We start from the raw sequence: 24,571 nt of genomic DNA on the forward strand, positions 1-24,571 counted from the left end.
ATTAAAAATCAACACCATTTGTCATCATAAAGTTAAAGATAGCAGACTATTAAAGGTGATGAGCATAGGTGATCAGTTTCAAAAAAATGGTAAATAACTGAGAGATAAAAGAATAAGCCTGATGAAACAGTAGAAACAAAAAAGGAGGCCTTTAGGCCTCCTTTCAATTTATTGAATCAGTGCATTAACCGTTGTTGCGGATCCACTCATCCATGTCTGTTTTCAGGTTGTCAGATTTAGTACCGAAGATAGCTTGTACGCCACCCGCTACTACTACAACACCTGCAGCACCAAGTTTTTTCAGCTTGTCTTGGTCAACAACTGCTGTATCAGCAACTGCAACACGTAGACGAGTGATACAAGCGTCAAGACCAGTGATGTTAGCTTTACCACCGAATGCAGCAACTAGCTCACCAGCAAGTTCAGAACCAGTCGCAGCGGCTTCGTCTTCTGACTCGTCTTCACGGCCAGGAGTTTTAAGGTCTAGAGCTTTAATCACAGTGCGGAATACGATGTAGTAAATTGCAGCGTAAGCAATACCACAAACAACCATTAGGCCCATCTTAGACGCGTGACCAGATAGAACTAGGAAGTCGATTAGACCGTGTGAGAAAGATGTACCGTGTACAAAACCTAGAGTGTTCGCAAGAACGTAAGCAGAACCCGCTAGTAGAGCGTGGATTGCGTATAGTACTGGAGCAACGAATAGGAATGAGAATTCGATTGGTTCAGTGATACCCGTTAGGAATGAAGTTAACGCAGCAGAAGCCATGATACCCATTACTTTTGCGCGATTTTCAGGTTTAGCTGAGTGTGCAATTGCGATTGCAGCAGCAGGTAGACCGAACATCTTGAACATGTAACCACCAGCTAGCTGACCGAAGCCATTGCCCGCAGCACGAGATGCGTCATCAGCAACTAGGTAACAAGTAAGAACACCGTTTTGAGTTTCGCCAGCAGCGTTTACACAAGTACCAGCTTCGAAGAAGAATGGTACGTTCCATACGTGGTGAAGACCAAATGGAATTAGAGAACGCTCAACGATACCGTAGATACCAAACGCAACTTGTGGGTTTTGGTGAGCAGCCCAATCAGAGAACGCAGAGATAGCGCCGCCAACTGGTGGCCATACTACAGATAGTAGGATTGCTAGTCCGATCGCAGAGAAACCTGTGATGATTGGCACAGCACGCTTACCAGCGAAGAAACCAAGGTACTCAGGAAGTTGAATACGGAAGAAACGGTTGAATGCCCAAGCAGCAACACCGCCGACTAGGATACCACCTAGTACACCAGTGTCGATTTTTTCAACGCCCATTACACCAGCCATTACGCCTAGTGTAGCAGTCATGATGCCGTAACCAACAATTGCTGCTAGACCAGCAACACCGTCGTTGTTAGTAAAGCCAAGTGCAACACCTACTGCGAACAGTAGTGCCATTTGACCAAATACTGAACCACCAGCTTGTTCCATTAGGTTTGAAACAATTTCTGGAATGAAAGAAAGATCTGCTGCACCGACACCTAGCAAAATACCCGCAACTGGTAAAACTGATACTGGAAGCATCAGAGACTTACCAACTTTTTGCAGGCTAGCAAAAAGGTTCTTAAACATGTTTATGCTCCTGATAAAGATAAAATAATTATATGGGTTCTAACGGCACACCCCCGTAGCCTAAATGTTAGCACCCAGTGAAAATGTAACCATGTATTGCATTATATTTTCTGCCGCTAAATATATATTGATGGGTAACAAACTTTCTAGTGACTTACGAAATTTAGTTTCAAAACACGTCTTGGATCACATGTCAAATTTAGAAATGCAATCCTTTACAAAAACATAATGCATTGATATTTATTGATATTTTTTATGACCACCATTATTTTACTGGGTAAATAAAATAAGAGCGAATGTTATTTTTAGTAACAAAATTACAAGTGTTATAATTAGTGCTCCCAAGTTCAACATAATTAGTAAACATTAAAAAAAAACGTGTTTTTGGTGATAAAAAACACAAAAAGGGAGCTTTCGCTCCCTTTTATTTGCTTAGTTCATTTTTTATCGCAAAAAAAGTTTCTGGTAATTTTTGGTCGTTTGTTCAGCAACCTCTTTCATCGAAACCCCCTTCAACTGCGCAATATAGGCTGCCACCTCGACTACATATGCAGGCTGATTCTGCTTCCCACGATATGGGATTGGCGCCAAGTATGGGGAGTCCGTTTCAATTAGTAGCCTATCTAACGGTAGGTTTTTAACAACCTCTTTAAGTTCTGTTGCTTGCTTAAAGGTCACAATGCCTGAAATTGAAATATAGAAACCTAATTCCATAGCCGCTTCAGCAAACGCCTGATCTTCAGTAAAACAGTGGATAACACCACCGCACTTCTCAGCGCCACCGTCACGAAGAATCGCAAGTGTATCTTCACGAGCATTACGGGTATGAATGATCAAAGGCTTGTTCAATTCTACCGCTAGTTCAACATGCTGTTTGAATCGCAGTTGCTGCAATTCCGCAGTTTCAGGTTGATAGTGGTAATCTAAGCCGGTTTCACCTATCGCAACCACTTTAGGGTTGCTCGCGTATTCACGCATTCTTTCAAGGCTGAAATCACTATCAACATCAAGAGGATGAACGCCACAAGACGCGTTAACGTCATCAAACGGCGCTATCATTTCGAGCATGTTTTCAAACGAATCTAATGTCACACCCACAGAAAGTAGTTGGTCAACATTAGCTGCTTTCGCTTTGTTAACGACATCTTCTACACTGGTGTGTAAATCTTGGTAATCTAGCTTATCTAAATGACAGTGGGAATCTACGAACATGTATCCTCGCAAGTGGCTATCAGCCAATTCATTATGAGTAGCTCCGTATTGAGCCCAGGGTTTTGTTTCAACTGCTCAATCAGTATCAATAGTTTATGTGCTGCAATATAGGCGCTTTGGTAAGACATCACCTCACACAGCGCGTTAGCACTTGGGGTTATAGCATTATTTGCCAAACCGAAATGCAACTTCTGTACATCTGAAAGTAATTGCCACAACCAACCAAGCTTTATCAAAGGATCTTTAGCAAGTTCAGTCGAGAACTTAAGCATGTCAGGCTGAGTGCCTTTAACGATGTTAACGAAACCATCGAATACTTTCTCGCAAGCCTCTACACCGCCTTCTTCAAACATCGCTTTCGCTTTCAACGGCGCATTATCGTTAAGTGCCAAAATATACGGTGGCACAGCCTTACCTACTTCCCCATCAAGCCAAACTGAGCCAGCTTCCAATTGTGGGCTAACCACATTGAATTGCTGACAACGACTTATGATGGTTGGCATTAGGCGATTGCTGTTACGAGTCGACAGAATGAAAATACACTGGCTTGATGGCTCTTCGAGAGTTTTCAGCAAAGCATTGGAAGCCGACTCATTCATCGCCTCAGCAGGTTCAAGTAAGATAACACGTAAACCGCCCAACTGAGATGATTCTTGAGCCCAGCGATTACTTGTACGTACTTGGTCAACCGTGATCGATTTGCCTTCTCTCTCTGGTGAGATGACATGAAAATCCGGATGGCTACCCGATTTCATCAATTCACAGCTATGGCAAAACCCACACGCCTCACTTTCATAGTTCGTGCACATTAATGCATCAGTAAGTTGGCTAATGAGAGCATCAACGCCCAACCCTTCCGGCGCATTAACAATCACAGAATTCGGAAAACGCTCAGCATCGAGGCTTTTTTTCCACTCACTCCAAACTGGCGTGAGCCAAGAATACACTTCCGCCATGACTACCTACTGTTGGTCTAACCACGAACTAAGCGCTTGCTTAATATCCGCGGCGACTTGTTCTATTTTTTGCTCTGCATTGATCACAATAACCGAGTCATCTTGTGCAGCTATCTCAAGGTAACGTTCGCGCGTGCGATCGAAGAAAGAGATATCCATCTTTTCAATTCTATCTAGCTCGCCACGACCACGTGCGCGTTCAAGCCCTACTCTAGGATCTAAGTCCAAGTATAAAGTTAGATCAGGCTTAAAATCGCCTAGCGTGGTTGCTTTCAATGACTCCATTGTTGCGCGAACGATCTGACGACCACCACCTTGATACGCTTGAGAAGACATATCATGGCGATCACCTAATACCCACTTACCGCTATCTAAAGCCGGCTTAATCACGTTTTCGACTAATTGAACACGTGCAGCGTACATCAGCAGTAACTCAGTCATGTCTTGAAGCTTTTCACCTTCGTGCTCTTCTTTGACCAGTGAACGCATCTTTTCTGCCAGCACGGTGCCGCCTGGTTCACGAGTGTTTACGAGCTCTTCAACACCAGATGCTTTCAATGTCTCAACGATGGCATTGATAGCTGTGCTTTTACCCGCACCTTCAAGGCCTTCAACCACAATAAATTTCGACTGATTCATAATTCGTTCTTTATTTGTTTTTTCTTAATTGTTTTAAGTAAGCTCGTACTGCACGGTTGTGCTCAGCCAAACTCTTTGAAAATACGTGCCCACCTGTGCCACTCGCGACAAAATAGAGGTAGTTACTTTTTTCTGGATTCAGAGCCGCATTAATTGACGCTCGACCCGCCATAGCAATCGGCGTTGGCGGCAGGCCACTCATAGTGTATGTGTTGTATGGCGTTGGGGTTCTTAGATCTTTCTTACGGATATTGCCATCGTAGCTATCGCCCATTCCGTAAATTACTGTTGGATCCGTTTGTAGACGCATACGCTTGTTCAAACGGTTAACGAACACAGACGACACACGTTCACGCTCTGAAGCAACAGCAGTCTCTTTCTCAATAATGGATGCCAGAATCAGCGCTTCATAAGGTGACTTAAGAGGCAGCTTGTCCGCTCTCTTTTCCCACTCATCGTTCACAACGTTCATGAGATCGCGATGTGCTCGCTTAAGCAAATCTAAATCTGTAGTGCCGTAGGTGTAGTGGTAGGTCTCCGCTAAGAACAGACCTTCTAGCTTCTCATTTTCAATACCCAGCTTTTCAGCGATCTCTTTTTCAGACACACCATCAAGCGTTTGTTGAATAAACTCATTGTTCTTTAACTGAACAAGCCACTCGTCAAAACGACTGCCCTCAACAAAGGTGATAGTAAACTGATGCTCTTTACCCTCTACAAGCACTTGTAGCGCTTGCTCAAGCGTTAAACCCGGCTCTAGCAGGAATGTACCCGCTTTAACATCAACAAGCTCTGGATGTAGCTTGCGGATTAGTTTCTCATAAGGAGATGCCTCAAATTGGCCTTCATTAATCAGCTGCGCAAGTACACGATTAAAACTGCTACCAGAGGCGATGGTAACCACCTGCGGCTTTTCTAATTGAATAACTTGTTTGAGGTTAGCTTGCGCTTGGTTGTAAACGTAGAACCCAGCAGCGCCCGCTGCGATTAAGCACAAGATAATAAAAATAAATAACTTTTTGATCACGAGTTTAGTTGTCCTTGAAGGCTACGAGTAACGGTTCCAATGTTAAATTGGGTTTCACTAATACGGGTAACAGGAGCAACCCCCAAAATGGAGTTGGTAATGAAAACCTCGTCAGCTTGCATGACTTGAGTTAAGCAGTAGTCAGCAATAGTAACGGAGAGTTCAGTTTGATTCAGCGTCGTTAACACTTGCTTACGCATAACGCCTGCAACACCACTTTGGGTAAGCTGCGGAGTATAAATGACCTCACCTTGACGCCAAAATAGATTGGCCATGGTGGTTTCAATCACATTGCCTGAGATATCAAGAACCAAACCGTCAACTTCACCAGCCTGATCCATTTCATCCTTCATCAATACTTGTTCTAGGCGATTGTTATGTTTGTGACCAGCAAGTAATGGACTCAAACCTAGTGCTTGGCGACAAACTCCGAGCTCAACTCCGTTGTCTTGCCATTCTGCATAGTGGCTTGGGTAATCAAACGTACTAATAGTAATGGTTGGCTTAGCAATGTTCTTGGTACTGTAGCCTCTCCCACCAGCACCACGGCTAACATGCAGCTTTATTCCGGCCTTGCTGCTATTAGAATTGTTTGCACTTTCGTGGTGGCAGTTTTGGATGTGTTGAATTGCACTAGTTAACCACGCGTTAACCACATTCCAATCTAATGCAGAAATACGTAACGCTTTTAGACATTCATCGACACGATGCTGATGGTCATGAAAATGCTCAATCTCACCATTTGAGACAAGCATAGTCGTAAAACAGCCGTCTCCATATTGAAACGAGCGATCCAAGATGTCGATAGTTTGCTGGCTTTCTCCGTCAACCCAAAACATGATTTTCCCCATAAAAAGAAACGGCTCAATGCTAAGCATCAAGCCGTTTAAAAACAAGTCTAATTATGACTATCTACGACGTTTAAGTCTTTTATAAGATGATTAAATCTTTTTGAAGATCAAACAGCCGTTTGTACCACCGAAACCGAAAGAGTTACATGCAGCATATTCCATGTTGCTAACGTTACGTGCGGTGTGAGGTACTAGATCAATGTCTAAGCCTTCTTCAGGATCATCTAGGTTGATTGTTGGTGGAACAATTTGGTCAACCAGAGACATAGCCGTGATGATAGCTTCAGCAGAACCTGCAGCACCTAGAAGATGGCCGGTCATTGATTTCGTAGAAGAAACCAATACTTGCTTGCTGCCAGCTTCACCAAGTGCACGTTTGATACCCTTAACTTCTGCTACGTCGCCAGCAGGAGTCGATGTACCGTGTGCATTCACATAACCGATTTGTTCACCAGTAATGCCAGCATCACGCATCGCCGCTTCCATTGCTAGAGCGCCACCAGAGCCATCTTCACTTGGAGATGTCATGTGGAAAGCGTCACCCGACATACCGAAGCCAACTAGCTCACAGTAAATCTTAGCGCCACGAGCTTTCGCATGTTCGTACTCTTCAAGAACCATCATGCCTGCACCGTCACCAAGAACGAAACCGTCACGGCCTTTGTCCCATGGACGAGAAGCTTTTTGAGGCTCGTCGTTGCGAGTAGATAGTGCTTTGGCTGCACCAAACCCCCCCATACCTAGTGGTGTAGATGCTTTTTCAGCACCACCCGCTAGCATTGCGTCAGCATCGCCGTATGCAATCATACGTGCCGCGTGACCAATGTTATGTAGGCCAGTTGTACATGCAGTAGAAATAGCGATGTTAGGACCGCGTAGACCACGCATGATAGACATGTGACCAGCAATCATGTTCACGATCGTTGACGGAACAAAGAATGGGCTAATTTTACGAGGGCCTTTTTCAGTAAGCGCTTGGTGACCAGCTTCGATCAAACCAAGACCACCAATACCTGAACCGATAGCCACACCAATACGTGGTGCGTTCTCATCAGTAACAGTTAGACCAGAATCATCAAGTGCCTGAACACCTGCTGCGACGCCGTATTGGATGAATAGATCCATTTTACGAGCATCTTTTTTAGACATGTACTCTTCGCAGTTAAAGTCTTTAACTAGACCTGCAAAACGAGTTGAGAAATTGGTTGCATCAAAATGCTCGATATTAACGATACCACTTTGACCAGCTAGCAGGGCTTTCCAAGAAGATTCTACAGTGTTGCCTACCGGTGACAACATACCCATGCCAGTGACAACTACACGACGCTTGGACACGATTTTACACTCCGGAGATTGAGATGATTTAAGATGAGGATAGATGAGTTAGATAAAACACAGGCGGTCGAGGTGACCGCCTGGGAGAGATTATTACTGAGCGCTAGTTACGTAATCGATAGCTGCTTGAACAGTAGTAATTTTCTCAGCTTCTTCATCTGGGATTTCAGTGTCGAATTCTTCTTCTAGAGCCATTACTAGCTCAACTGTGTCTAGAGAATCTGCACCAAGGTCATCAACGAAAGAAGCTTCGTTTTTAACTTCAGCTTCGTCTACACCTAGCTGTTCAACAATGATTTTCTTTACGCGTTCTTCGAGGTTGCTCATTTTTTCTTTTCCTTTACAGAGTTCGCTTTATGCGATGTTTTCCGTAGTTTATTCAATCTATTGAAAGTTGCAAGGTCAACTTTTCTGGTCAAACCACAATTTTCACGATTTTAACCGAAATTACGTATGATCTTGACTTAAATCATGCACAAATGTTGCACATAATTTAAACCATGTACATACCGCCATTGACGTGAAGTGTTTCACCTGTGATATAAGCTGCCGCAGGCGACGCCAAAAATACCACAGCTTCAGCGATTTCGCGAGGGTCACCTAGTCGACCTGCTGGTACATTCGCCAAAGTTACTGCACGTTGGTCATCATTTAGCGCTTTAGTCATGTCAGTTTCGATGAAACCGGGAGCAACAGTGTTTACTGTAACGCCGCGAGACGCAACTTCACGAGCCATTGATTTAGTAAAGCCAATCACGCCAGCTTTCGCCGCCGCGTAGTTTGCTTGGCCAGCGTTCCCCATGGTACCGACCACAGAGCCAACGTTTACGATACGGCCTTCACGCTTCTTCATCATGCCACGTAATACAGCTTTAGACATGCGGAAGATAGGTGTTAGGTTAGTGTCGATGATGTCATTCCATTCGTCGTCTTTCATACGCATTAGTAGGTTGTCACGAGTGATACCTGCGTTGTTGACTAGAATGTCAATCGCACCGAACTCATCATTGATGGTTTTCAGTGTAGCAGTAATTGAGTCAACATCAGTTACGTTCAGAGCAAGACCTTTACCGTTCTCGCCAAGGTACTCACTGATTGCAGCAGCGCCGCCTTCAGATGTAGCCGTACCGATAACTTTAGCACCACGCTCAACTAAAAGTTCAGCGATTGCACGACCGATACCACGGCTTGCGCCTGTAACTAGTGCAACTTTGCCTTCTAAATTCATCATAACTTCTCTATTAAGTGGTTATTACTTAGCAGCTTCTAGTGATGCAGTGTCGTTAACTGCAGCAGCTGTCATAGTTTTTACGATTCGTTTTGTTAGGCCAGTAAGAACTTTACCAGGACCTAATTCAAGTAGCTTCTCAACGCCTTGCTCGTTCATCGCTTGTACACCCTCAGTCCAACGTACTGGGCTGTAAAGTTGACGAACAAGTGCATCTTTAATTTTTGCTGGGTCTGTTTCAGCAACAACATCAACGTTATTGATAACAGGTAGCGCTGGCGTGTTGAACTCTAGAGCTTCTAGAGCCACTGCTAGCTTGTCTGCTGCAGGTTTCATTAGTGCACAGTGAGACGGTACAGATACTGGTAGAGGAAGTGCACGCTTAGCGCCCGCTTCTTTACATAGTACACCAGCGCGCTCTACTGCCGCTTTGTTACCCGCGATAACAACTTGACCAGGAGAATTAAAGTTCACAGGAGAAACAACTTCGTCTTGTGCCGCTTCTGCACACGCTTTAGCAATCGCTTCATCATCTAGACCGATGATTGCGTACATAGCACCAACGCCTGCAGGAACTGCTTCTTGCATTAGTTGACCACGTAGTTCAACTAGCTTGATCGCTTCTTTAAAGTCGATAACGCCAGCACATACTAGTGCAGAGTATTCACCTAAGCTATGACCCGCTAAGTTTACAGGTTGCTCTAGGCCAAGCTCTTGCCATACACGCCAAATTGCAACAGACGCTGTTAAGAGAGCCGGTTGAGTGCGGAAAGTTTCATTTAAATTTTCAACTGGGCCATCTTGAACTAATGCCCATAGATCGTAACCAAGTGCTTCTGAAGCTTCAGCAAATGTTTGTTTAACAACATCATACTGTTCGCCTAGGTCTGCAAGCATACCGATAGCTTGAGAGCCTTGGCCCGGGAATACGATAGCAAACTTGCTCATTGTAATTTTCCTTTAAGCAAAGCAAAAAATTGAATAAGGCACATAAGTTATGTGCCTTGTTTGTAGGTTTTCGCTTAGGGTTAGAATTTAACTAACGCAGAACCCCAAGTGAAGCCGCCGCCAAATGCTTCCAATAGAAGTGTTTGACCGCGTTTAATTCGTCCGTCACGAACAGCCTCATCTAATGCTGTTGGTACGGTAGCCGCTGACGTGTTGCCGTGTTTATCAAGGGTGATCACCACTTGATCAAGTGACATTGTCAGTTTTTTCGCCGTTGCCGAAATAATACGGTAATTAGCTTGGTGTGGGACTAACCAGTCAAGCTCAGACTTATCCATGTTATTTGCAGCTAATGTGTCTTTAACTAGCTTAGATAGCTGAGTTACCGCCACTTTGAATACTTCGTTGCCTGCCATGTGCAGCCATTTGTCAGCGTCACCGCCACGCTCTGGTACTTCAAGGCTTAGAAGCTCAACGTATTTACCGTCAGAGTAAATGTGAGTCGACAAAATACCTGGCTCTTCGCTTGCGCCTAAAACCACCGCGCCTGCTGCATCACCAAATAGGATGATCGTAGAGCGGTCAGTCGGATCACAGGTTTTTGACAGTGCATCGGCACCAATCACCAAAACGTTCTTACACATGCCTGATTTGATGTGCTGATCTGCAACAGACAAAGCATAGACAAAACCAGAACACGCTGCAGCCAAATCAAACGCAGGGCAACCTTTGATACCAAGCTTACCTTGTACCTGACACGCCGAAGACGGGAATGTGTGGCTACTACTGGTGGTCGCAACGATGATTAAATCAATCTCTTCTTTGTCGATACCCGCCATGTCAATGGCATTTTCAGCAGCGTAAAACGCCATATCTGCAACGGTTTCGTTTTCCGCTGAAATACGACGCTCTTTAATACCTGTTCTAGCAACGATCCACTCGTCGCTAGTCTCTACCATTTTCTCTAAGTCTGCGTTAGTACGCACCTGAGATGGCAAGTAGCTGCCAGTACCTAAAATTTTGCTATACATGAAGACTAATAATGCCTCTCGAGTAAAACCGCTTCCAAACGATCGCTAATGCGGCTGGGGACTTGTCGTTTGACTTCGTGTACTGCCTCGCCAATCGCGTTGACAACTGCAGATACATCAGCACTTCCATGACTTTTAATGACAATACCGCGCAATCCTAACAAACTTGCGCCGTTATACTGGTCGGGGTTCAAGGTTTTTAATTCAGTAAATAGCTCAGAAAACAACATTCTGGCTATCCAACCCTTTATATTTGAAGCCATCATGCGCGTTTTTAGCTTATCAATAAAGAGCTGAGCCGTACCTTCGCACGTTTTTAAGCAGATATTGCCCACAAAACCATCACATACGACGACATCAGCAGCATCTTGAAGGAGTTGGTTACCTTCAATATAGCCTATGAAGTTCACAGACTGAGTATTCGACAACATTTCAGCGCATCGTTTTACAAGGTCATTACCTTTAATTTCTTCGGCACCGATATTTAAAATAGCGACACGTGGAGCGCGACCTAAATGTTGTTCCGCTAATGCACTGCCCATCACAGCAAATTGGAAAAGCGAATCTGCATCACTAGACACATTTGCCCCTAAATCAAGCATCCATGTACGATTCCCTGAAGCGGTAGGCAAAGCTGAAACCAATGCGGGCCTATCAATGCCAGGGAGGAGCTTAAGTCGAAAACGGGACAGAGCCATCAATGCGCCGGTGTTGCCACCACTCACACAAGCATCAGCTTGAGAGTTGGCGACCAAATCAATAGCAGCACGCATGGAGCTACCCTGACTGTTACGCAGGGCTAGTGAAGGTTTTTCAGAATTGGAAATAACTCGAACGCAATGCTGAATACTCAGACGAGAGTCAGGCACTCGACCTAATGAAGATAATTGAGATGTGATCGCGTTTCGATCACCTATGAGAATGACTTTTAGCTCTGGGAAATACGACAGTGCCTGCACGGCGGCAGGCACTGTTACACGAGGACCGAAGTCCCCGCCCATTGCATCAAGCGCAACGGTTAGATTTTGCAAAGGTCAACCTTACTTGTTGATAACCTTTTTGCCGCGGTAGAAACCTTCCGCAGTCACGTTGTGACGTAGGTGAGTTTCACCTGAAGTTGCGTCTACAGAAAGTGCAGCTGTAGTTAGCGCATCGTGTGAACGACGCATGCCACGCATTGAACGTGATTTCTTGCTCTTTTGTACGGCCATTGACCCTACTCCTATGTAAATTCTTAAAGAAGCAGTTACTTCTTCAAGCTTTTTAAAACATCAAATGGATTCGGCTTCTTCTCTTCCTCAATTTCTTCAGGAAGTTCACCAAACACCAAGTTATTTGAGTTAACGCTACATTTCGCATTATCGTGCATTGCTATTTGCGGCAATCCAAGGATGAACTCGTCTTCAACTAGTTGAATTAGGTCTAACTCACCGTACTCGTTCAGATCTACCAAATCGTACTCTTCCGGTGCTTCCTCTTCACTTTTCTCATTATAGTAAGGAGTATAAGTGAATTGGACATCGCACTCATGTGCGAAAACCTCATTACAACGCTGACACTCTAAATCGACTTCGACGTTAGCTTTACCAGAGATAACGACTAATCGTTGTTCATCAAGCCCAAATGACAATGAGACTTGCGCGTCACGTTTTACGCCTTCAGTTGCGTCAGCTAAACGCTTAAAAAGACTGGTTTGGATGATGCCATCTAAATCTAGTCGTTTCTGAGCCGTTCTTGCCGGATCAACTGTACGCGGTATTTTTACCTTTTGCATAGGGCGCGAATCTTATCTTCCAAATCGAGTTTAGTCAAAGGAAATGGCAAAAAAAGTACACTTTTTTACCTTTCCCATACAGAGCATTATGAATAGCGGGATAACTTCCTATATCCTACTGTAAATGCTTCTATGAATTGTAAATTAAAATGAAAAATTACCAACTAGTTTTAGCCTCTACCTCACCATTTAGGCAAGAGATCCTCAAAAAACTACAAATTAGCTTCATTACAGCCAAGCCTGACTGTGACGAAACACCGATTTCAGGGGAGACTCCACAAGAGTTGGTCATGCGCCTTGCTGAAACCAAAGCTAAGTCTTGCGTTGTTGAGCAGCCAAGTTTGGTGATTGGCTCGGATCAAGTCTGCGTGATTGACGGCGAGATCATAGGTAAGCCTCACACTCGTGAAAAAGCGATTGAGCAGTTATCTCGTCAAAGTGGCAAGAACATCACCTTCTATACAGGCGTCACTGTATGGAATAGCGAAACCCAACAAGCTGACACGCGTCTCGACACTTTTATTGTTCACTTCCGTGATTTAACCGAGCAAAAAATCATCTCTTACGTTGAAAAAGAAGAACCGTATTGGTGTGCAGGCAGCTTCAAGTGTGAAGGACTAGGTATCGCTTTGTTCAAACAAATGGAAGGTAAAGATCCGAACACGCTTATTGGTCTACCGCTTATCGACCTAGTCGATATGTTGGATGCGCAAGGAGTGAGTGTGCTTTAACTCGCGCTTATCACTCTTACATAGATTCCCTACTCCTTCCTTCGTCAGTCTAGGGAATAATGAAGTTGTCTCATGAATACTGCGGAAGACAGTAAACCAAAGGTTTTTCGACTGAGGTAACACGTAAATACAAGGTACTATTTTACTCGAATAGCAAAAAGTATCGTCATCCCAAGAGTGAGGGACGAGCGAGTTGGGGATCTCCTACAACAAGCACAAACAAAAAAGGTTGACGAACTTCGTCAACCTCTCTCATTTTCAGATAACTGATACTAAATCCAAAAAGAGTGCTCCCCTTCGTATTTTGTATCTTCTCAAAGCTTACGTAATCCAGCGAGCGCTTTTTCTAGCCTCGCTTCCATCGGAGCTGAAATATCCATCTTCTCCTCACTACCTGGGTGCGTGAACTTGATGTTTGCTGCATGCAGGAACAAACGGTCCAAACCGACCTTTCCAGTGTAAGCGTCAAAACGACGATCACCATAGCGGTCATCCCATGCAATTGGGTGGCCAGTGTATTGAGTGTGTACACGGATTTGGTGCGTACGGCCAGTAATAGGACTTGCTTGAATCAGTGTCGCATCTCTGAACTTCTCTAAAACCTTAAAACGAGTTTCAGAGGCTTTACCATTAGGGTTAACACGAACGATGCTGTTTACTTCATTTTTTAGCAAAGGCGCATTCACCACCTTACAACTGTTCTTCCACTCGCCCATCACTAAAGCGAAGTAGTATTTTTGAACCGTTTTTTCACGGAACTGTGCTTGAAGGTGTCTTAGCGCCGAACGCTTCTTAGCAACAAGCAAGATGCCAGACGTATCTCTATCGATACGGTGCACTAACTCAAGAAAGCGAGCTTCAGGACGAAGTGCACGCAATGCTTCAATTGCGCCAAACTTAAGTCCACTACCACCATGAACGGCAGTGCCTGATGGTTTGTTTAGAATCAGCATGTGATCATCTTCATAAATGATGCACTGTTCCAATTCTGAAACCTTATTGAGTTTCGTGCTTGGCACGTTCTCTTCAACTTTCTCTTCAATGGTAACTGGCGGGATACGAACTAAATCACCAGCTTTTAGTTTGTACTCAGCCTTGATGCGTTTTTTGTTTACGCGGACTTCGCCTTTACGCACGATTCGGTAAATCATGCTTTTCGGGATGTTTTTTAATTGGTTGCGTAAGAAGTTATCAATACGCTGACCAGCCATATCTTCGTCAATATCGACAAATTGGACTTGGGTTCTAATTTCGCTCATTGCGCTATTGTATCACTGTCACTTTTGATAATTGAGGTTTTCTTAGGTCTATTCTGAACTAATTTACTCTTAATTCTTGATCGTCTACCACCAAATGGTCGCTGAAGTTCTATATTTCTTTGATTCTTCGAACAAAAAAGCATCAAGATTGCTGCAAATTAAAATATCAATTGATAAATTATTTATAGACAGTGAGTTAGAGCTATCAAAACACAAACAAAAACTGTTTTTTTTACAGCATTCCGACAAAGCAGATTGCTGTGTTTACCGACCACTGCTATAGTTCACAGCTGCTACCAACGGTTTGGCTAAAATTCAAACAGGCAATCGTTCATAAGCAAGTAAATGAGTAGATAACTCAGATTAGACAGTGCTGCAATTGGCGTAAGACACAGTTAACTGAGTCCCCTTATCGCTCTACTCACGTACGCTCATGTTGAGTATTCACCGCCACATCGCGGATCATAGGCTAACTCCCTATGATGACTGACGTGCCCCAGAGCATCCCTCTCCAGCCGGGAGGCTGCACCGATAAAGCCATGGGATCTGGCACCATGAGAAACGAAATAAAGCGATAAGAACAATGATGAAAATAAGAAAAGACAACGAGTATTTCTAAATGAAAAGAATGTTAATTAACGCAACTCAAAAAGAAGAGTTGCGTGTCGCTTTGGTTGACGGCCAGCGATTATTCGATCTAGATATCGAAAGTCCAGGTCACGAGTCAAAGAAAGCGAATATCTACAAAGGACGTATTACCCGTATTGAACCAAGCCTAGAAGCGGCATTCGTTGATTACGGCGCAGAACGTCACGGTTTCCTCCCTCTTAAAGAAATTGCCCGCGAATACTTCCCTGAAGGTTATACATACCAAGGCCGTCCTAGCATTAAAGAAGTGCTAAAAGAAGGCCAAGAAGTAATCGTACAAGTAGAGAAAGAAGAACGTGGTAGCAAAGGTGCTGCACTGACAACTTTCATCTCTTTGGCAGGTAGTTACTTAGTTCTTATGCCAAACAACCCTCGTGCCGGCGGTATTTCTCGTCGTATCGAAGGTGATGAGCGCACCCAACTGAAAGCAGCATTGAGCACTCTTGAGCTTCCTCAAGGTATGGGCTTAATCGTTCGTACAGCGGGCGTAGGCAAAAGCGCAGAAGAGCTAGAGTGGGATCTAAACGTTCTATTGAATCACTGGGGCGCTATCAAGCAAGCTTCTGATTCAAATGCAGCTCCTTTCCTAATTCACCAAGAAAGTAACGTTATTGTTCGCGCAATTCGTGACTACCTACGTCGTGACATCGGCGAGATTCTAATCGACAGCAACACTATTTTTGAACGTGCTCAAGCGCACATTCAACTAATACGCCCAGATTTCATGAATCGCGTTAAGAAGTACGATGGTGAAGTACCACTATTCAGTCACTACCAGATTGAAAGCCAGATCGAATCGGCTTTCCAACGTGAAGTTCGTCTCCCATCTGGTGGCTCTATCGTGATCGATCCAACAGAAGCGCTAACTTCTATCGATATCAACTCAGCTCGTGCAACAAAGGGCGGCGATATCGAAGAGACAGCACTGAACACTAACTTAGAAGCAGCCGATGAAATTGCACGTCAATTACGTCTGCGTGACCTAGGTGGTCTTGTTGTTATCGACTTTATCGATATGACTCCGGTTCGCCACCAACGCGAAGTTGAAAGCCGCCTACGTGATGCCGTTCGTCTAGACCGTGCTCGTGTACAAATTGGCCGTATTTCTCGCTTTGGTCTTCTAGAGATGTCTCGTCAACGTTTGAGCCCATCACTAGCAGAAGCAAGCCACCACATTTGTCCTCGTTGTACAGGTACTGGTGTTGTTCGCGATAACGAATCTCTAGCACTGTCTGTTCTACGTTTGATTGAAGAAGAAGCTCTGAAAGACAACACAGCGCAAGTACTTGCTGTTGTGCCTGTTCCTATCGCGTCTTACCTTCTGAACGAAAAACGTCGCTCAGTAAACCACATCGAGAAGAACCAAGAAGTTAAGATCACTGTTGTTCCTAACTCTGACATGGAAACACCGCACTTTGAAGTTATCCGTGTACGTGAAGGCGAAGAGTTCGATCTACTTTCTTACCTACTTCCTAAGAAGCTAGATGCTCTAAAAGAAGCAGAAAGCAAAGAACCTGCAGAACAAGCAATTCGTTCTAAGAAGATCGAAGAGCCAGCTCTTAAAGGCTTCGCTGCTCCAGCTCAATCAGCTCCAACTCCTGCGCCAGCACCAAAAGCAGCACAAGAGAAGAAAGCTGAACCAGTAGCACAAGAATCTGGCCTAATTGGTCGCTTCTTTAAGGCTATCGGTAGTTTCCTTTTTGGCTCTTCAACTCAAGAAGAGAAGCAAGAAGAGAAACAAACTGAAGAGAAGCCTAAGAACAACCGCAATGGCAATCGTCAACGCCGTGACCGCAACGATAACCGCCGCCGTAACCAACGTGGTGAGCGTGGTGACAACCGTAACGATAACCGTGACAACAAACGCCGTCGCAAAACTGCACGTGATGAGAAGTCTGAAGAGCAGAAAGATGCAGCTCCACAGCAAAATCGTCAACCTCGCAAGCCTAAGCAAGATCGCCGCAACAAGCAGCGTGATGAGCAGAAGCAACGCGAAGAGCAAGCACCATCTAAATTAGCAGAAGAAGGCCTACAGCTAGCGGCAGACGCACAAGCTGGTAAGTCAGATGCGCCAAAGGCTAAGCCTGAAGCGAAAGCAGCTAAGATTAAAGAGCGTCGTCAACGTCGTAAGATGAACAAGCAAGTTCGTGTTAAAGACCAGCAAGCTCACGCAGAAGCGACTGAAAGCTCAGTTAAGGAACAAAAAGCACCATCTGTTTCTAAAGAGCAAGCAGCAGCGAAAAACAAATCAGTAGCGCAAGAGCAAAAAGTTGCAGAGCAAGTTGAAGCAGCTCAAGCAAATTGCGAGAAATCTGAACAGGAAGAACCGAAACAACGTCGTAACCGTCGCTCTCCACGTCACCTACGTGCAAGTGGTCAACGTCGTCGTCGCGGTCGTGACCGTCGCCCTAACCCATTCCGCCTTCGTAAAGGTGGTGTAGCTTCTCCAGAGATGGCTATGGGTAAAGTGATGCCTCGCTTCATTCCGAAGCCTCACCACAAACAGGCAAAACCTGAAGTGGCTGAAGTAGCAGTTAAAACGCAAACAGTGGTTAATACTCAAGAGCAAAATGTCGCTCAAGAGACAGTACCACAAAGCAGCGTTGTAATGGCTGGCGGTTTTGCATGTCCTGAACTGGCTATGGGTAAAGTGATTATCCGCCGTGAAGAGACAGCTGAAACTCAAGCAGCAGTTGCTGAAGCTATAGTAACTGAAGTTCCTGTTGTTGAAGAAGTTCCAGTGGTTGTCGAAGCGAAAGTTGAGGCACCTGTCGTTGAAACTCTAGAAGTTGAAGCACCAGTTGAGACGGTGAGAACTGAGGAAGCCGTTGCTGAAACACCAGCAGTTGAAGCTGAAACGGCTGTCGTTGAACCAGCAAAATTCGTTGAAGCACCGAAAGCTGAAGTGAAAGTTGAAGAAGCGCCTGTTGTAAAAGAAGAGACGCCAAAAGCAACGGTTGCGAAGAAGCAAGCGGGCTCACCAATGACTAAAGCTCCAGGCCCTCAAGAGATCAAAGAGATTGAAGTGGTTGCAGCACCGTTCCGCACTGAACGTTTTGTACCAAAAGGTGCAGGTAGTCAAGTAGCGTCAAACAAAGCTGGCTCAGGCATGACTAAGCCAAACTACTAGTGATTACTACTGAGTAATCATTAGAAAATCGAATCAAAGGCTGCTTATTTAAGCAGCCTTTTTCTTATCTGCTAATCGAATAAAAATTAATAGATATATTACTCAAAATTGGGTTCTACCTTGAACTTAGTCACAATTTTGGGTAGCATTCGCGCACTTATCTTTTCGACACTTAGCTATTGCCGCTCTTTTTCATCACTGTTTAGCTACGCAATACACTCGTGTCGGTAAATCCATTTTAAGCATAGCTGAGCACACATGTTCGAATTCCCACAATTTTCTAAGCACTCTGTAAAGAATGACGTACTGTCAGGCCTTACCGTAGCACTTGCTCTGGTACCTGAAGCTGTAGCATTCGCCTTTGTTGCTGGCGTTGACCCAATGGTTGGTCTCTACGCAGCATTCATCGTAGGTTTTATCACTTCAATCTTCGGTGGCCGCCCAGGCATGATTTCTGGTGCGACTGGCGCGATGGCTGTTGTAATGGTAAGCCTAGTTGCAACTCATGGTGTTCAATACCTATTCGCGGCAATTATGCTAGCTGGCCTTCTGCAAATTGCAGCGGGTGTCCTCAAGCTAGGTAAATTTATCCGTATCGTTCCACACCCAGTAATGATTGGTTTCGTGAACGGCTTGGCTATCGTTATTTTCCTAGCTCAACTTGGTCAATTCAAAGCACCAGACCTAACAGGTGCATTAACTTGGCTACCAAGCGACCAAATGACTCTAATGTTAGGCCTAGTGGCACTCACTATGGCTATCATTTACTTCCTACCAAAACTGACGACAGCAGTACCATCTTCACTGGTTGCTATCGTAACTGTGACGGCATTGGTTGTAGGTCTTGATCTTGAAACTCGCACTGTTGTTGATTTCCTACGCACTATGTCTGGTGACGAAGCGGCAACGCTAGCGGGTTCTCTACCGACTTTCTCTATTCCAGCAGTACCGTTTAACCTAGAAACGCTATACATCATTCTGCCTTACGCAGTGATCCTTGCAGCGATTGGTCTAATCGAATCACTACTGACGCTCACAGTACTAGACGAGATGACAAATACTCGTGGTCAATCTAACCGTGAATGTGTTGGTCAAGGTATGGCTAACGTAACGTGTTCAGTATTTGGTGCGATGGGTGGTTGTGCGATGATTGGTCAGTCAATGATCAACGTAAACTCTGGTGGTCGTGGTCGTCTATCGGGCATCGTTGCTGCTGTTGCATTGCTAATGTTCATCCTATTCGGTTCAGCACTTATCGAAATGATCCCGCTAGCGGCGCTAGTTGGTGTAATGTTTATGGTTGTAATTGGTACATTCGAATGGGCAACCTTCAAGCTTGCACGCCGTGTACCTAAGCAAGACTTTTTCGTTATCGTTCTTGTTACGGTTGTAACAGTAATGACTGACCTAGCAGTAGCGGTATTTGTAGGTGTAATTGCATCTGCACTGATGTTTGCATGGCAACACGCTAAGCACATCTACGCTGATACTTTCATCAACGAAGCTGGTTCAAAAGAGTACAAAGTAAACGGTCCAATCTTCTTCGGTTCAACAGCAAACTTCCTTGAATTGTTTGACGCTCATGAAGATCCACAAGATGTTATCGTTGATTTCGCGAACTCTCGCGTAACCGACCACTCTGCTATTGAAGCAATTGATACTATTGCTGAGCGTTACGCTGCACAAGGTAAAACGTTGCACCTGCGTCATCTAAGCCAAGACTGTGTTGCTATGCTGCACAAAGCAGGTAGCTTAGTAGAAGCAAACGTAGCCGAAGATCCAATCTACAAAGTCATGTCTAAATAATCTTAAACATCACTTTACGCTAGATATAGAAAGGCCGACATTCAATGTCGGCCTTTTTTATACTTCGCGTTCAAGCGTTCTACAACTCTTATATTCTCGAGATCAAATCGATCTTAATATCGCTTCGCTAGATTCTTCGATTAAGTCCAAAACCAGTTCGAACCCATCACCCTCTCCATAATACGGATCAGGCACCTCTTGATACTGCGAGTCACCGAAACTTAAAAACAACGCCAGTTTGTACTGCAAGTGTGCTGGGCATTGGCTCATTAAGTCAGTCAAATTAAATCTATCTGCTGCGAGTATTAAGTCAAACTCTTCGAAATCATTTGCGACGACTTTTCTTGAAGTAATGCCTTTAAAGCTATAGCCTCGCTTCTCTCCTGCCACTTTAGAGCGCGAGTCTGGCGGATTACCTTGATGGAAGCCTATCGTCCCCGCTGAGTCGACTAGAACATCAATATTGAGCTGCTGTGCCTTCTTTCGTAATACCGCTTCACCTGTTGGCGAACGACAAATATTGCCCATGCAAACCACGAGTATCTTTTGCATCCGTAATCACCTGTTCTTCCGATGGTTTTTGCTATCGTTAAGTTAGGCTATGATAGGCGCAATCACAACTTAAAAGGATTTGTTATGTCGACTGAAGACAACAAAGAACAACGTCATAAAGTAAGACAGCAGAAAGTAAAAGAACAAGTCGATGCTCGTGTCGCTGCAGCACAAGAAGTAAAAGGCCTGTTACTGGTCATCACTGGTAATGGCAAAGGCAAATCGACCTCTGGGTTTGGCACCATAACTCGTGCAGTAGGCCACGGTAAGAAATGTGCAGTTGCTCAGTTTGTTAAAGGCACTTGGGATAACGGTGAGAAAAATGTCCTGCAAAAGCTAGATGTCGAGTTCCAAGTAATGGGTACTGGTTTTACGTGGGAAACACAAAATAAAGCGCAAGATATTGAAGCAGCACAACGCGTATGGAAAGAATGTAAACGCATGCTGGCTGACGAGTCGATTGATGTGATTTTGTTTGATGAGCTGACTTACATGGTGAGCTACGGCTACATTGAGCTAGATGAAGTCGTTGATGCGCTTAACAACCGTCCGAAGATGCAATCAGTGATCATTACAGGCCGTGGGGCGCACCGCACACTGACTGAAATGGCAGACACCGTATCAGAGGTACGTAATGTGAAGCACGCTTTCGAATCTGGTGTTAAAGCACTACAAGGCGTTGACTGGTAATCACCTTCAACCCGAGATCCCCGACTCGCCCCTCCCTCTCGAAGATGACGCCCACTAAGCTGTCATTCCCTAGAGGAGGGACGAGTGTCGTAGGGAATCTCTCTTGAGTATTATCGGTGCCAAAATAAAAAGCGCCATTCCTACAATAGGAATGGCGCTTTATTTTTTATATAGCGAGTAATCGTTAATTAAAGAAACCTTTCAATAAACCATCTACGGCTTCTTTGGTCTTCTCATCTTTAATCTTATCCGTTAGCTTGTTAACACCACGGTCGATCTCTTTCTGTGCTTTTTGCTTTAACACATCATCAAAAACGAGAGCGAATTTCGGGTCAGCCCATTGGCCAGTCACCTTAATTGGAATCGTGACATCTTTCAGATCATCAATCCCCTTACCGCCCTGACCTTCTAATGTGCCAACAATCGATGTTCTTACTAAGAAGTCTACCGTTTCATTAATGAAATTCGCTTTACCTTGGCCTGTAACGCGCAGTAGTGGTGATTGTGCCGACAAATCATTCGTTGAAACCCAACCTCTATCAACCTTAAGCGTCGCTTTCATCGCACTAAAGTCAGTCTTTTTAGCTTCATTTGTACTTTCAACTTTTTCGCCTTTGATCTTGGCGTAATTCTCACGAATCAGTTGTGCAACGTTGATACCGTTAACCGCACCATCTTCAAAGTTAATCACGATAGTACCAACTAAGTTCTTTTTGATTCCTGTTGGTGTAAGGCTCTTACCTTTCACATTCACATCGATATTACCTGTACCTTCAAGCATATCGTTACCAGCAACATCAACCAATAATGGCTGAACTTCCACACCTTTAATTCTCTTCTTAGCAGTGTAAGTCGCCGGTGTTTTACGAGCGTCTAATTTCGCTGTCGCAGAGATAGAACCTTGGTAAAGGTTTGACGTGAATGAAGTTAATTCAGCAACACCGCGGTTAAAAGAGAATGCCGTTTTAACATTCTGCATTTTTGCATTGTTTGCTTTGAACTTATCGATAGTGATATCACCTTTCACATCGAGCATTTTAAGAGCAGATAGGTCAGGTTCAACTTCTTTTGCTGGCACTGAGTTACCTGACTTCGACGTTGAGACACCAGCAGTATCAGAAGGCGCCATGCTCGTGGTTTCTGTTGAATTACCTAAACCTAAGAACTCGTCTAAATCAATGTTCGGGCTATGTAGCGAGAAACGAACCTTTGGTATGTCTGACAGAGTAACGTTGGCTTTACCGTCTAATGCAATAGAGTTAACTTGTAGCTTCTCTAACACAAAGCTCAAATGACTCTTCGTTAGATCAACGCTAAGATCAGACAACATGTCAACTTTCATTGGTGACTGAGGAAGCGTGTCACCCTTGAACGTAGAATCTGACGTTAACTTGTTCAGTGTCACTTTTGAAATGGCTTTATCAACCGTCAGCTCACCGCCACCTTTCAGGTCTAAATCTAGACCAGCAGCTTTACCAACCACAGCGTAAGTCAGTTGGTTAACCTTATCGAACTCAAACGTATCTAAACCAATCTTTGCCGATTCAATTGACGTCTCTGGGTCATTAAACTTAGCGTTTAGGTCGATGTTACGTAGTGCATAGCTTGCAAAGCCTTCAGCCAGTTTGAACTCTGCGCTACCGTTAGCTGAGAATTTTTGTTGGTTGTTCTCCCCAGACGCAGCGAAAGTTGCTGCAGTCCATGTGTCCACTGCGAACTCAGATAGATTCAAAGACACATCGTACAGCTTAGTGAAAGAACCGGCTTGCTTATCGTCCATTTCAAATAGTGCATTTGAAATCGTCACGCCCGCTAGGTTTATTGTCCAGCCTGATGCCTCTGCTGCACTTTGCTCTTGTGGCGCTTGTGCTGGCTCAGACGTTGAATCAGCAGCTGGCGCCGATGCATCGGATCCAGATGCTTGCGTCAGCGCATCAATATTTTTACGGCCATCTTTAAGCGTTTCTAAGTAGAATTCTGCGCCATCTAGAGTGATGTTACCGATCTCTAGTTGGTTACTAAATAGCGGAGTAACCGAAACATCAACGCCAACGGTATCAACCTTAAACAGATTCGGTTGGGTGAACCCTTCTGGGTTGCGTAATTCAGTTTGGCCAAGCTCGAAGCCAATAGATGGGAAGAATTGCCAGCTGATATCACCCTCGATAACTAGCTCAAGGCCGGTGTGCTTCTGGGCTTGTTCAACAATTAATGGCTTAAATTGGTTGGGATTCACTAACAGTACTAGTGCCATAATTGCCGCAACAACAATAAACACTGGCACAACTATGAAAATGAGTAGTTTCTTCATCCGCATATTCCTTGCTTAGATTCCAAAAGAAAGTGGCACTATAAAAGTGCCACTGATTCGGTAAAAAATAAAGCTAAGTGAGTCACTTAGACAAAACTTTTATTCAATTAAGACTTCAACAACTTCGCAATGTGCGCTTTCAGTACATCAATCGCGATACGGTTTTTACCACCACGAGGAACGATGATGTCTGCATGTTGTTTTGAAGGCTCGATAAACTGCATGAACATTGGACGTACTGTTTCTTGGTATTGCTTTAATACTGTATCCATTGTACGACCACGCTCTTCAACGTCGCGTTTAACACGGCGTAGTAGACAGATGTCTAGAGGTGTATCCATGAATACACTTGCGTGCATTAGGTTACGAAGACGTGGGTCTGTTAATAGCAGAATACCTTCTAAAATGATCACTTTCTTAGGGGTAAGTGTCGTCGTTTCAGAAGTACGTGTATGTTCTGTGTAGCTGTACTCAGGTACTTCTACAGCGTTACCGCTCATCAGCTGCTGTAAGTGCTCACATAACAGATCATGGTCCAGTGCATTTGGGTGATCGTAGTTAGTTTTAACACGCTCTTCCATACTCAAGTGGCTTTGGTCACTGTAATAGCAATCTTCCGTGATAACACCAATTTGATGGTCGCCTACTTTTTCGCGCAGCTCATTATAAATCGTACTAGCAATCAGACTTTTTCCTGAAGCTGAAGCGCCAGCGATACCTACGATGACACATTGATTATTATCAGACATTATTTTGCACCCGATATGGTTTGGTGGTGGGAATAGATAAACCGCCTGATTATAGGGGCTAAAGCACTGAGATTCTAGT

The 24,571-nt window shown here is 44.4% G+C and carries 22 protein-coding genes; 4 read left to right on the forward strand and 18 right to left on the reverse strand.

Features of this window, described 5'->3' with window-relative positions; translation table 11 throughout:
- Positions 1-184: 184 nt before the first annotated feature.
- The 14 genes from ptsG to yceD form a co-directional block, all read right to left on the reverse strand.
- Positions 185-1,615: a PTS glucose transporter subunit IIBC gene (ptsG, locus tag ACTRWI_RS07330; RefSeq protein WP_499130171.1), complete on the reverse strand. Its 1,431-nt coding sequence runs from the start codon at positions 1,613-1,615 to the stop codon at positions 185-187.
- A 444-nt stretch (positions 1,616-2,059) separates the two neighbouring features.
- Positions 2,060-2,827 (reverse strand): TatD family hydrolase, encoded by a 768-nt coding sequence (locus tag ACTRWI_RS07335; protein ID WP_499130173.1) that lies wholly within the window; start codon positions 2,825-2,827, stop codon positions 2,060-2,062.
- Positions 2,818-3,783 (reverse strand): DNA polymerase III subunit delta', encoded by a 966-nt coding sequence (locus tag ACTRWI_RS07340; protein WP_499130175.1) that lies wholly within the window; start codon positions 3,781-3,783, stop codon positions 2,818-2,820. Before ACTRWI_RS07340 ends, ACTRWI_RS07335 begins: the two co-directional genes overlap by 10 nt.
- 6 nt (positions 3,784-3,789) lie before the next feature.
- Positions 3,790-4,422 (reverse strand): dTMP kinase, encoded by a 633-nt coding sequence (tmk, locus tag ACTRWI_RS07345; protein ID WP_499130177.1) that lies wholly within the window; start codon positions 4,420-4,422, stop codon positions 3,790-3,792.
- A 10-nt stretch (positions 4,423-4,432) separates the two neighbouring features.
- A complete protein-coding gene (gene mltG, locus ACTRWI_RS07350) occupies positions 4,433-5,449 on the reverse strand; it encodes an endolytic transglycosylase MltG (RefSeq protein WP_499130179.1) in 1,017 nt (338 codons plus the stop codon).
- On the reverse strand, positions 5,446-6,288 hold the full coding sequence (gene pabC / locus ACTRWI_RS07355) for an aminodeoxychorismate lyase (protein WP_499130181.1): 843 nt from the start codon (positions 6,286-6,288) through the stop codon (positions 5,446-5,448). The genes mltG and pabC overlap by 4 nt, the downstream gene beginning before the upstream one ends.
- Before the next feature lie 102 nt (positions 6,289-6,390).
- Entirely contained in the window at positions 6,391-7,635 is a 1,245-nt protein-coding gene (gene fabF / locus ACTRWI_RS07360) for a beta-ketoacyl-ACP synthase II (RefSeq protein WP_499130183.1), read from the reverse strand.
- Positions 7,636-7,728: 93 nt separating this feature from the next.
- A complete protein-coding gene (gene acpP / locus ACTRWI_RS07365; protein ID WP_004737381.1) occupies positions 7,729-7,962 on the reverse strand; it encodes an acyl carrier protein in 234 nt (77 codons plus the stop codon).
- A gap of 166 nt (positions 7,963-8,128) precedes the next feature.
- The gene (fabG, locus tag ACTRWI_RS07370; protein ID WP_499130187.1) at positions 8,129-8,866 is read right to left on the reverse strand and encodes a 3-oxoacyl-ACP reductase FabG; all 738 of its coding nucleotides are present in this window, start codon (positions 8,864-8,866) and stop codon (positions 8,129-8,131) included.
- Between the two features lie 21 nt (positions 8,867-8,887).
- Positions 8,888-9,811, reverse strand: a complete 924-nt coding sequence (gene fabD, locus ACTRWI_RS07375) for an ACP S-malonyltransferase (protein WP_499130189.1) — start codon at positions 9,809-9,811, stop codon at positions 8,888-8,890.
- Between the two features lie 80 nt (positions 9,812-9,891).
- The gene (locus ACTRWI_RS07380; protein ID WP_499130190.1) at positions 9,892-10,842 is read right to left on the reverse strand and encodes a beta-ketoacyl-ACP synthase III; all 951 of its coding nucleotides are present in this window, start codon (positions 10,840-10,842) and stop codon (positions 9,892-9,894) included.
- A gap of 5 nt (positions 10,843-10,847) precedes the next feature.
- Positions 10,848-11,873, reverse strand: coding sequence for a phosphate acyltransferase PlsX (gene plsX, locus ACTRWI_RS07385; protein ID WP_499130191.1), 1,026 nt, complete (start codon positions 11,871-11,873; stop codon positions 10,848-10,850).
- 9 nt (positions 11,874-11,882) lie between these two features.
- Positions 11,883-12,053, reverse strand: coding sequence for a 50S ribosomal protein L32 (gene rpmF / locus ACTRWI_RS07390; protein ID WP_004737376.1), 171 nt, complete (start codon positions 12,051-12,053; stop codon positions 11,883-11,885).
- Between the two features lie 35 nt (positions 12,054-12,088).
- Positions 12,089-12,616 (reverse strand): 23S rRNA accumulation protein YceD, encoded by a 528-nt coding sequence (gene yceD, locus ACTRWI_RS07395; protein WP_499130195.1) that lies wholly within the window; start codon positions 12,614-12,616, stop codon positions 12,089-12,091.
- 149 nt (positions 12,617-12,765) lie between these two features.
- Between yceD and ACTRWI_RS07400 the strand changes: the two genes are divergently transcribed.
- Positions 12,766-13,347 (forward strand): Maf family protein, encoded by a 582-nt coding sequence (locus ACTRWI_RS07400; protein WP_499130197.1) that lies wholly within the window; start codon positions 12,766-12,768, stop codon positions 13,345-13,347.
- Positions 13,348-13,661: 314 nt separating this feature from the next.
- Here the strand turns inward: ACTRWI_RS07400 and rluC are convergent, their stop codons facing one another.
- Positions 13,662-14,606 (reverse strand): 23S rRNA pseudouridine(955/2504/2580) synthase RluC, encoded by a 945-nt coding sequence (gene rluC, locus ACTRWI_RS07405; RefSeq protein WP_499130199.1) that lies wholly within the window; start codon positions 14,604-14,606, stop codon positions 13,662-13,664.
- Between the two features lie 619 nt (positions 14,607-15,225).
- Here rluC and rne point away from each other — a divergent pair.
- Both rne and ACTRWI_RS07415 read left to right on the forward strand, forming a co-directional pair.
- On the forward strand, positions 15,226-18,384 hold the full coding sequence (gene rne / locus ACTRWI_RS07410; protein ID WP_499130201.1) for a ribonuclease E: 3,159 nt from the start codon (positions 15,226-15,228) through the stop codon (positions 18,382-18,384).
- A 258-nt stretch (positions 18,385-18,642) separates the two neighbouring features.
- Complete coding sequence (locus tag ACTRWI_RS07415) at positions 18,643-20,190, forward strand: SulP family inorganic anion transporter (RefSeq protein ID WP_499130203.1); 1,548 nt, start codon at positions 18,643-18,645, stop codon at positions 20,188-20,190.
- A gap of 102 nt (positions 20,191-20,292) precedes the next feature.
- Here ACTRWI_RS07415 and ACTRWI_RS07420 read toward each other — a convergent pair whose 3' ends face one another.
- Entirely contained in the window at positions 20,293-20,742 is a 450-nt protein-coding gene (locus tag ACTRWI_RS07420; protein ID WP_499130205.1) for a low molecular weight protein-tyrosine-phosphatase, read from the reverse strand.
- Positions 20,743-20,826: 84 nt separating this feature from the next.
- On the opposite strand from ACTRWI_RS07420, the gene cobO reads away from it, so the two are divergent.
- Positions 20,827-21,432, forward strand: a complete 606-nt coding sequence (cobO, locus tag ACTRWI_RS07425) for a cob(I)yrinic acid a,c-diamide adenosyltransferase (RefSeq protein WP_499130206.1) — start codon at positions 20,827-20,829, stop codon at positions 21,430-21,432.
- Positions 21,433-21,616: 184 nt separating this feature from the next.
- On the opposite strand, the gene ACTRWI_RS07430 is transcribed toward cobO, so the two are convergent.
- The gene (locus ACTRWI_RS07430) at positions 21,617-23,743 is read right to left on the reverse strand and encodes an AsmA family protein (protein WP_499130208.1); all 2,127 of its coding nucleotides are present in this window, start codon (positions 23,741-23,743) and stop codon (positions 21,617-21,619) included.
- A 107-nt stretch (positions 23,744-23,850) separates the two neighbouring features.
- A complete protein-coding gene (gene udk / locus ACTRWI_RS07435; protein WP_004737367.1) occupies positions 23,851-24,492 on the reverse strand; it encodes a uridine kinase in 642 nt (213 codons plus the stop codon).
- Positions 24,493-24,571 lie beyond the last annotated feature (79 nt).

The sequence above is a fragment of the Pseudoalteromonas sp. G5_S1_14_S5 genome, from assembly GCF_054968605.1.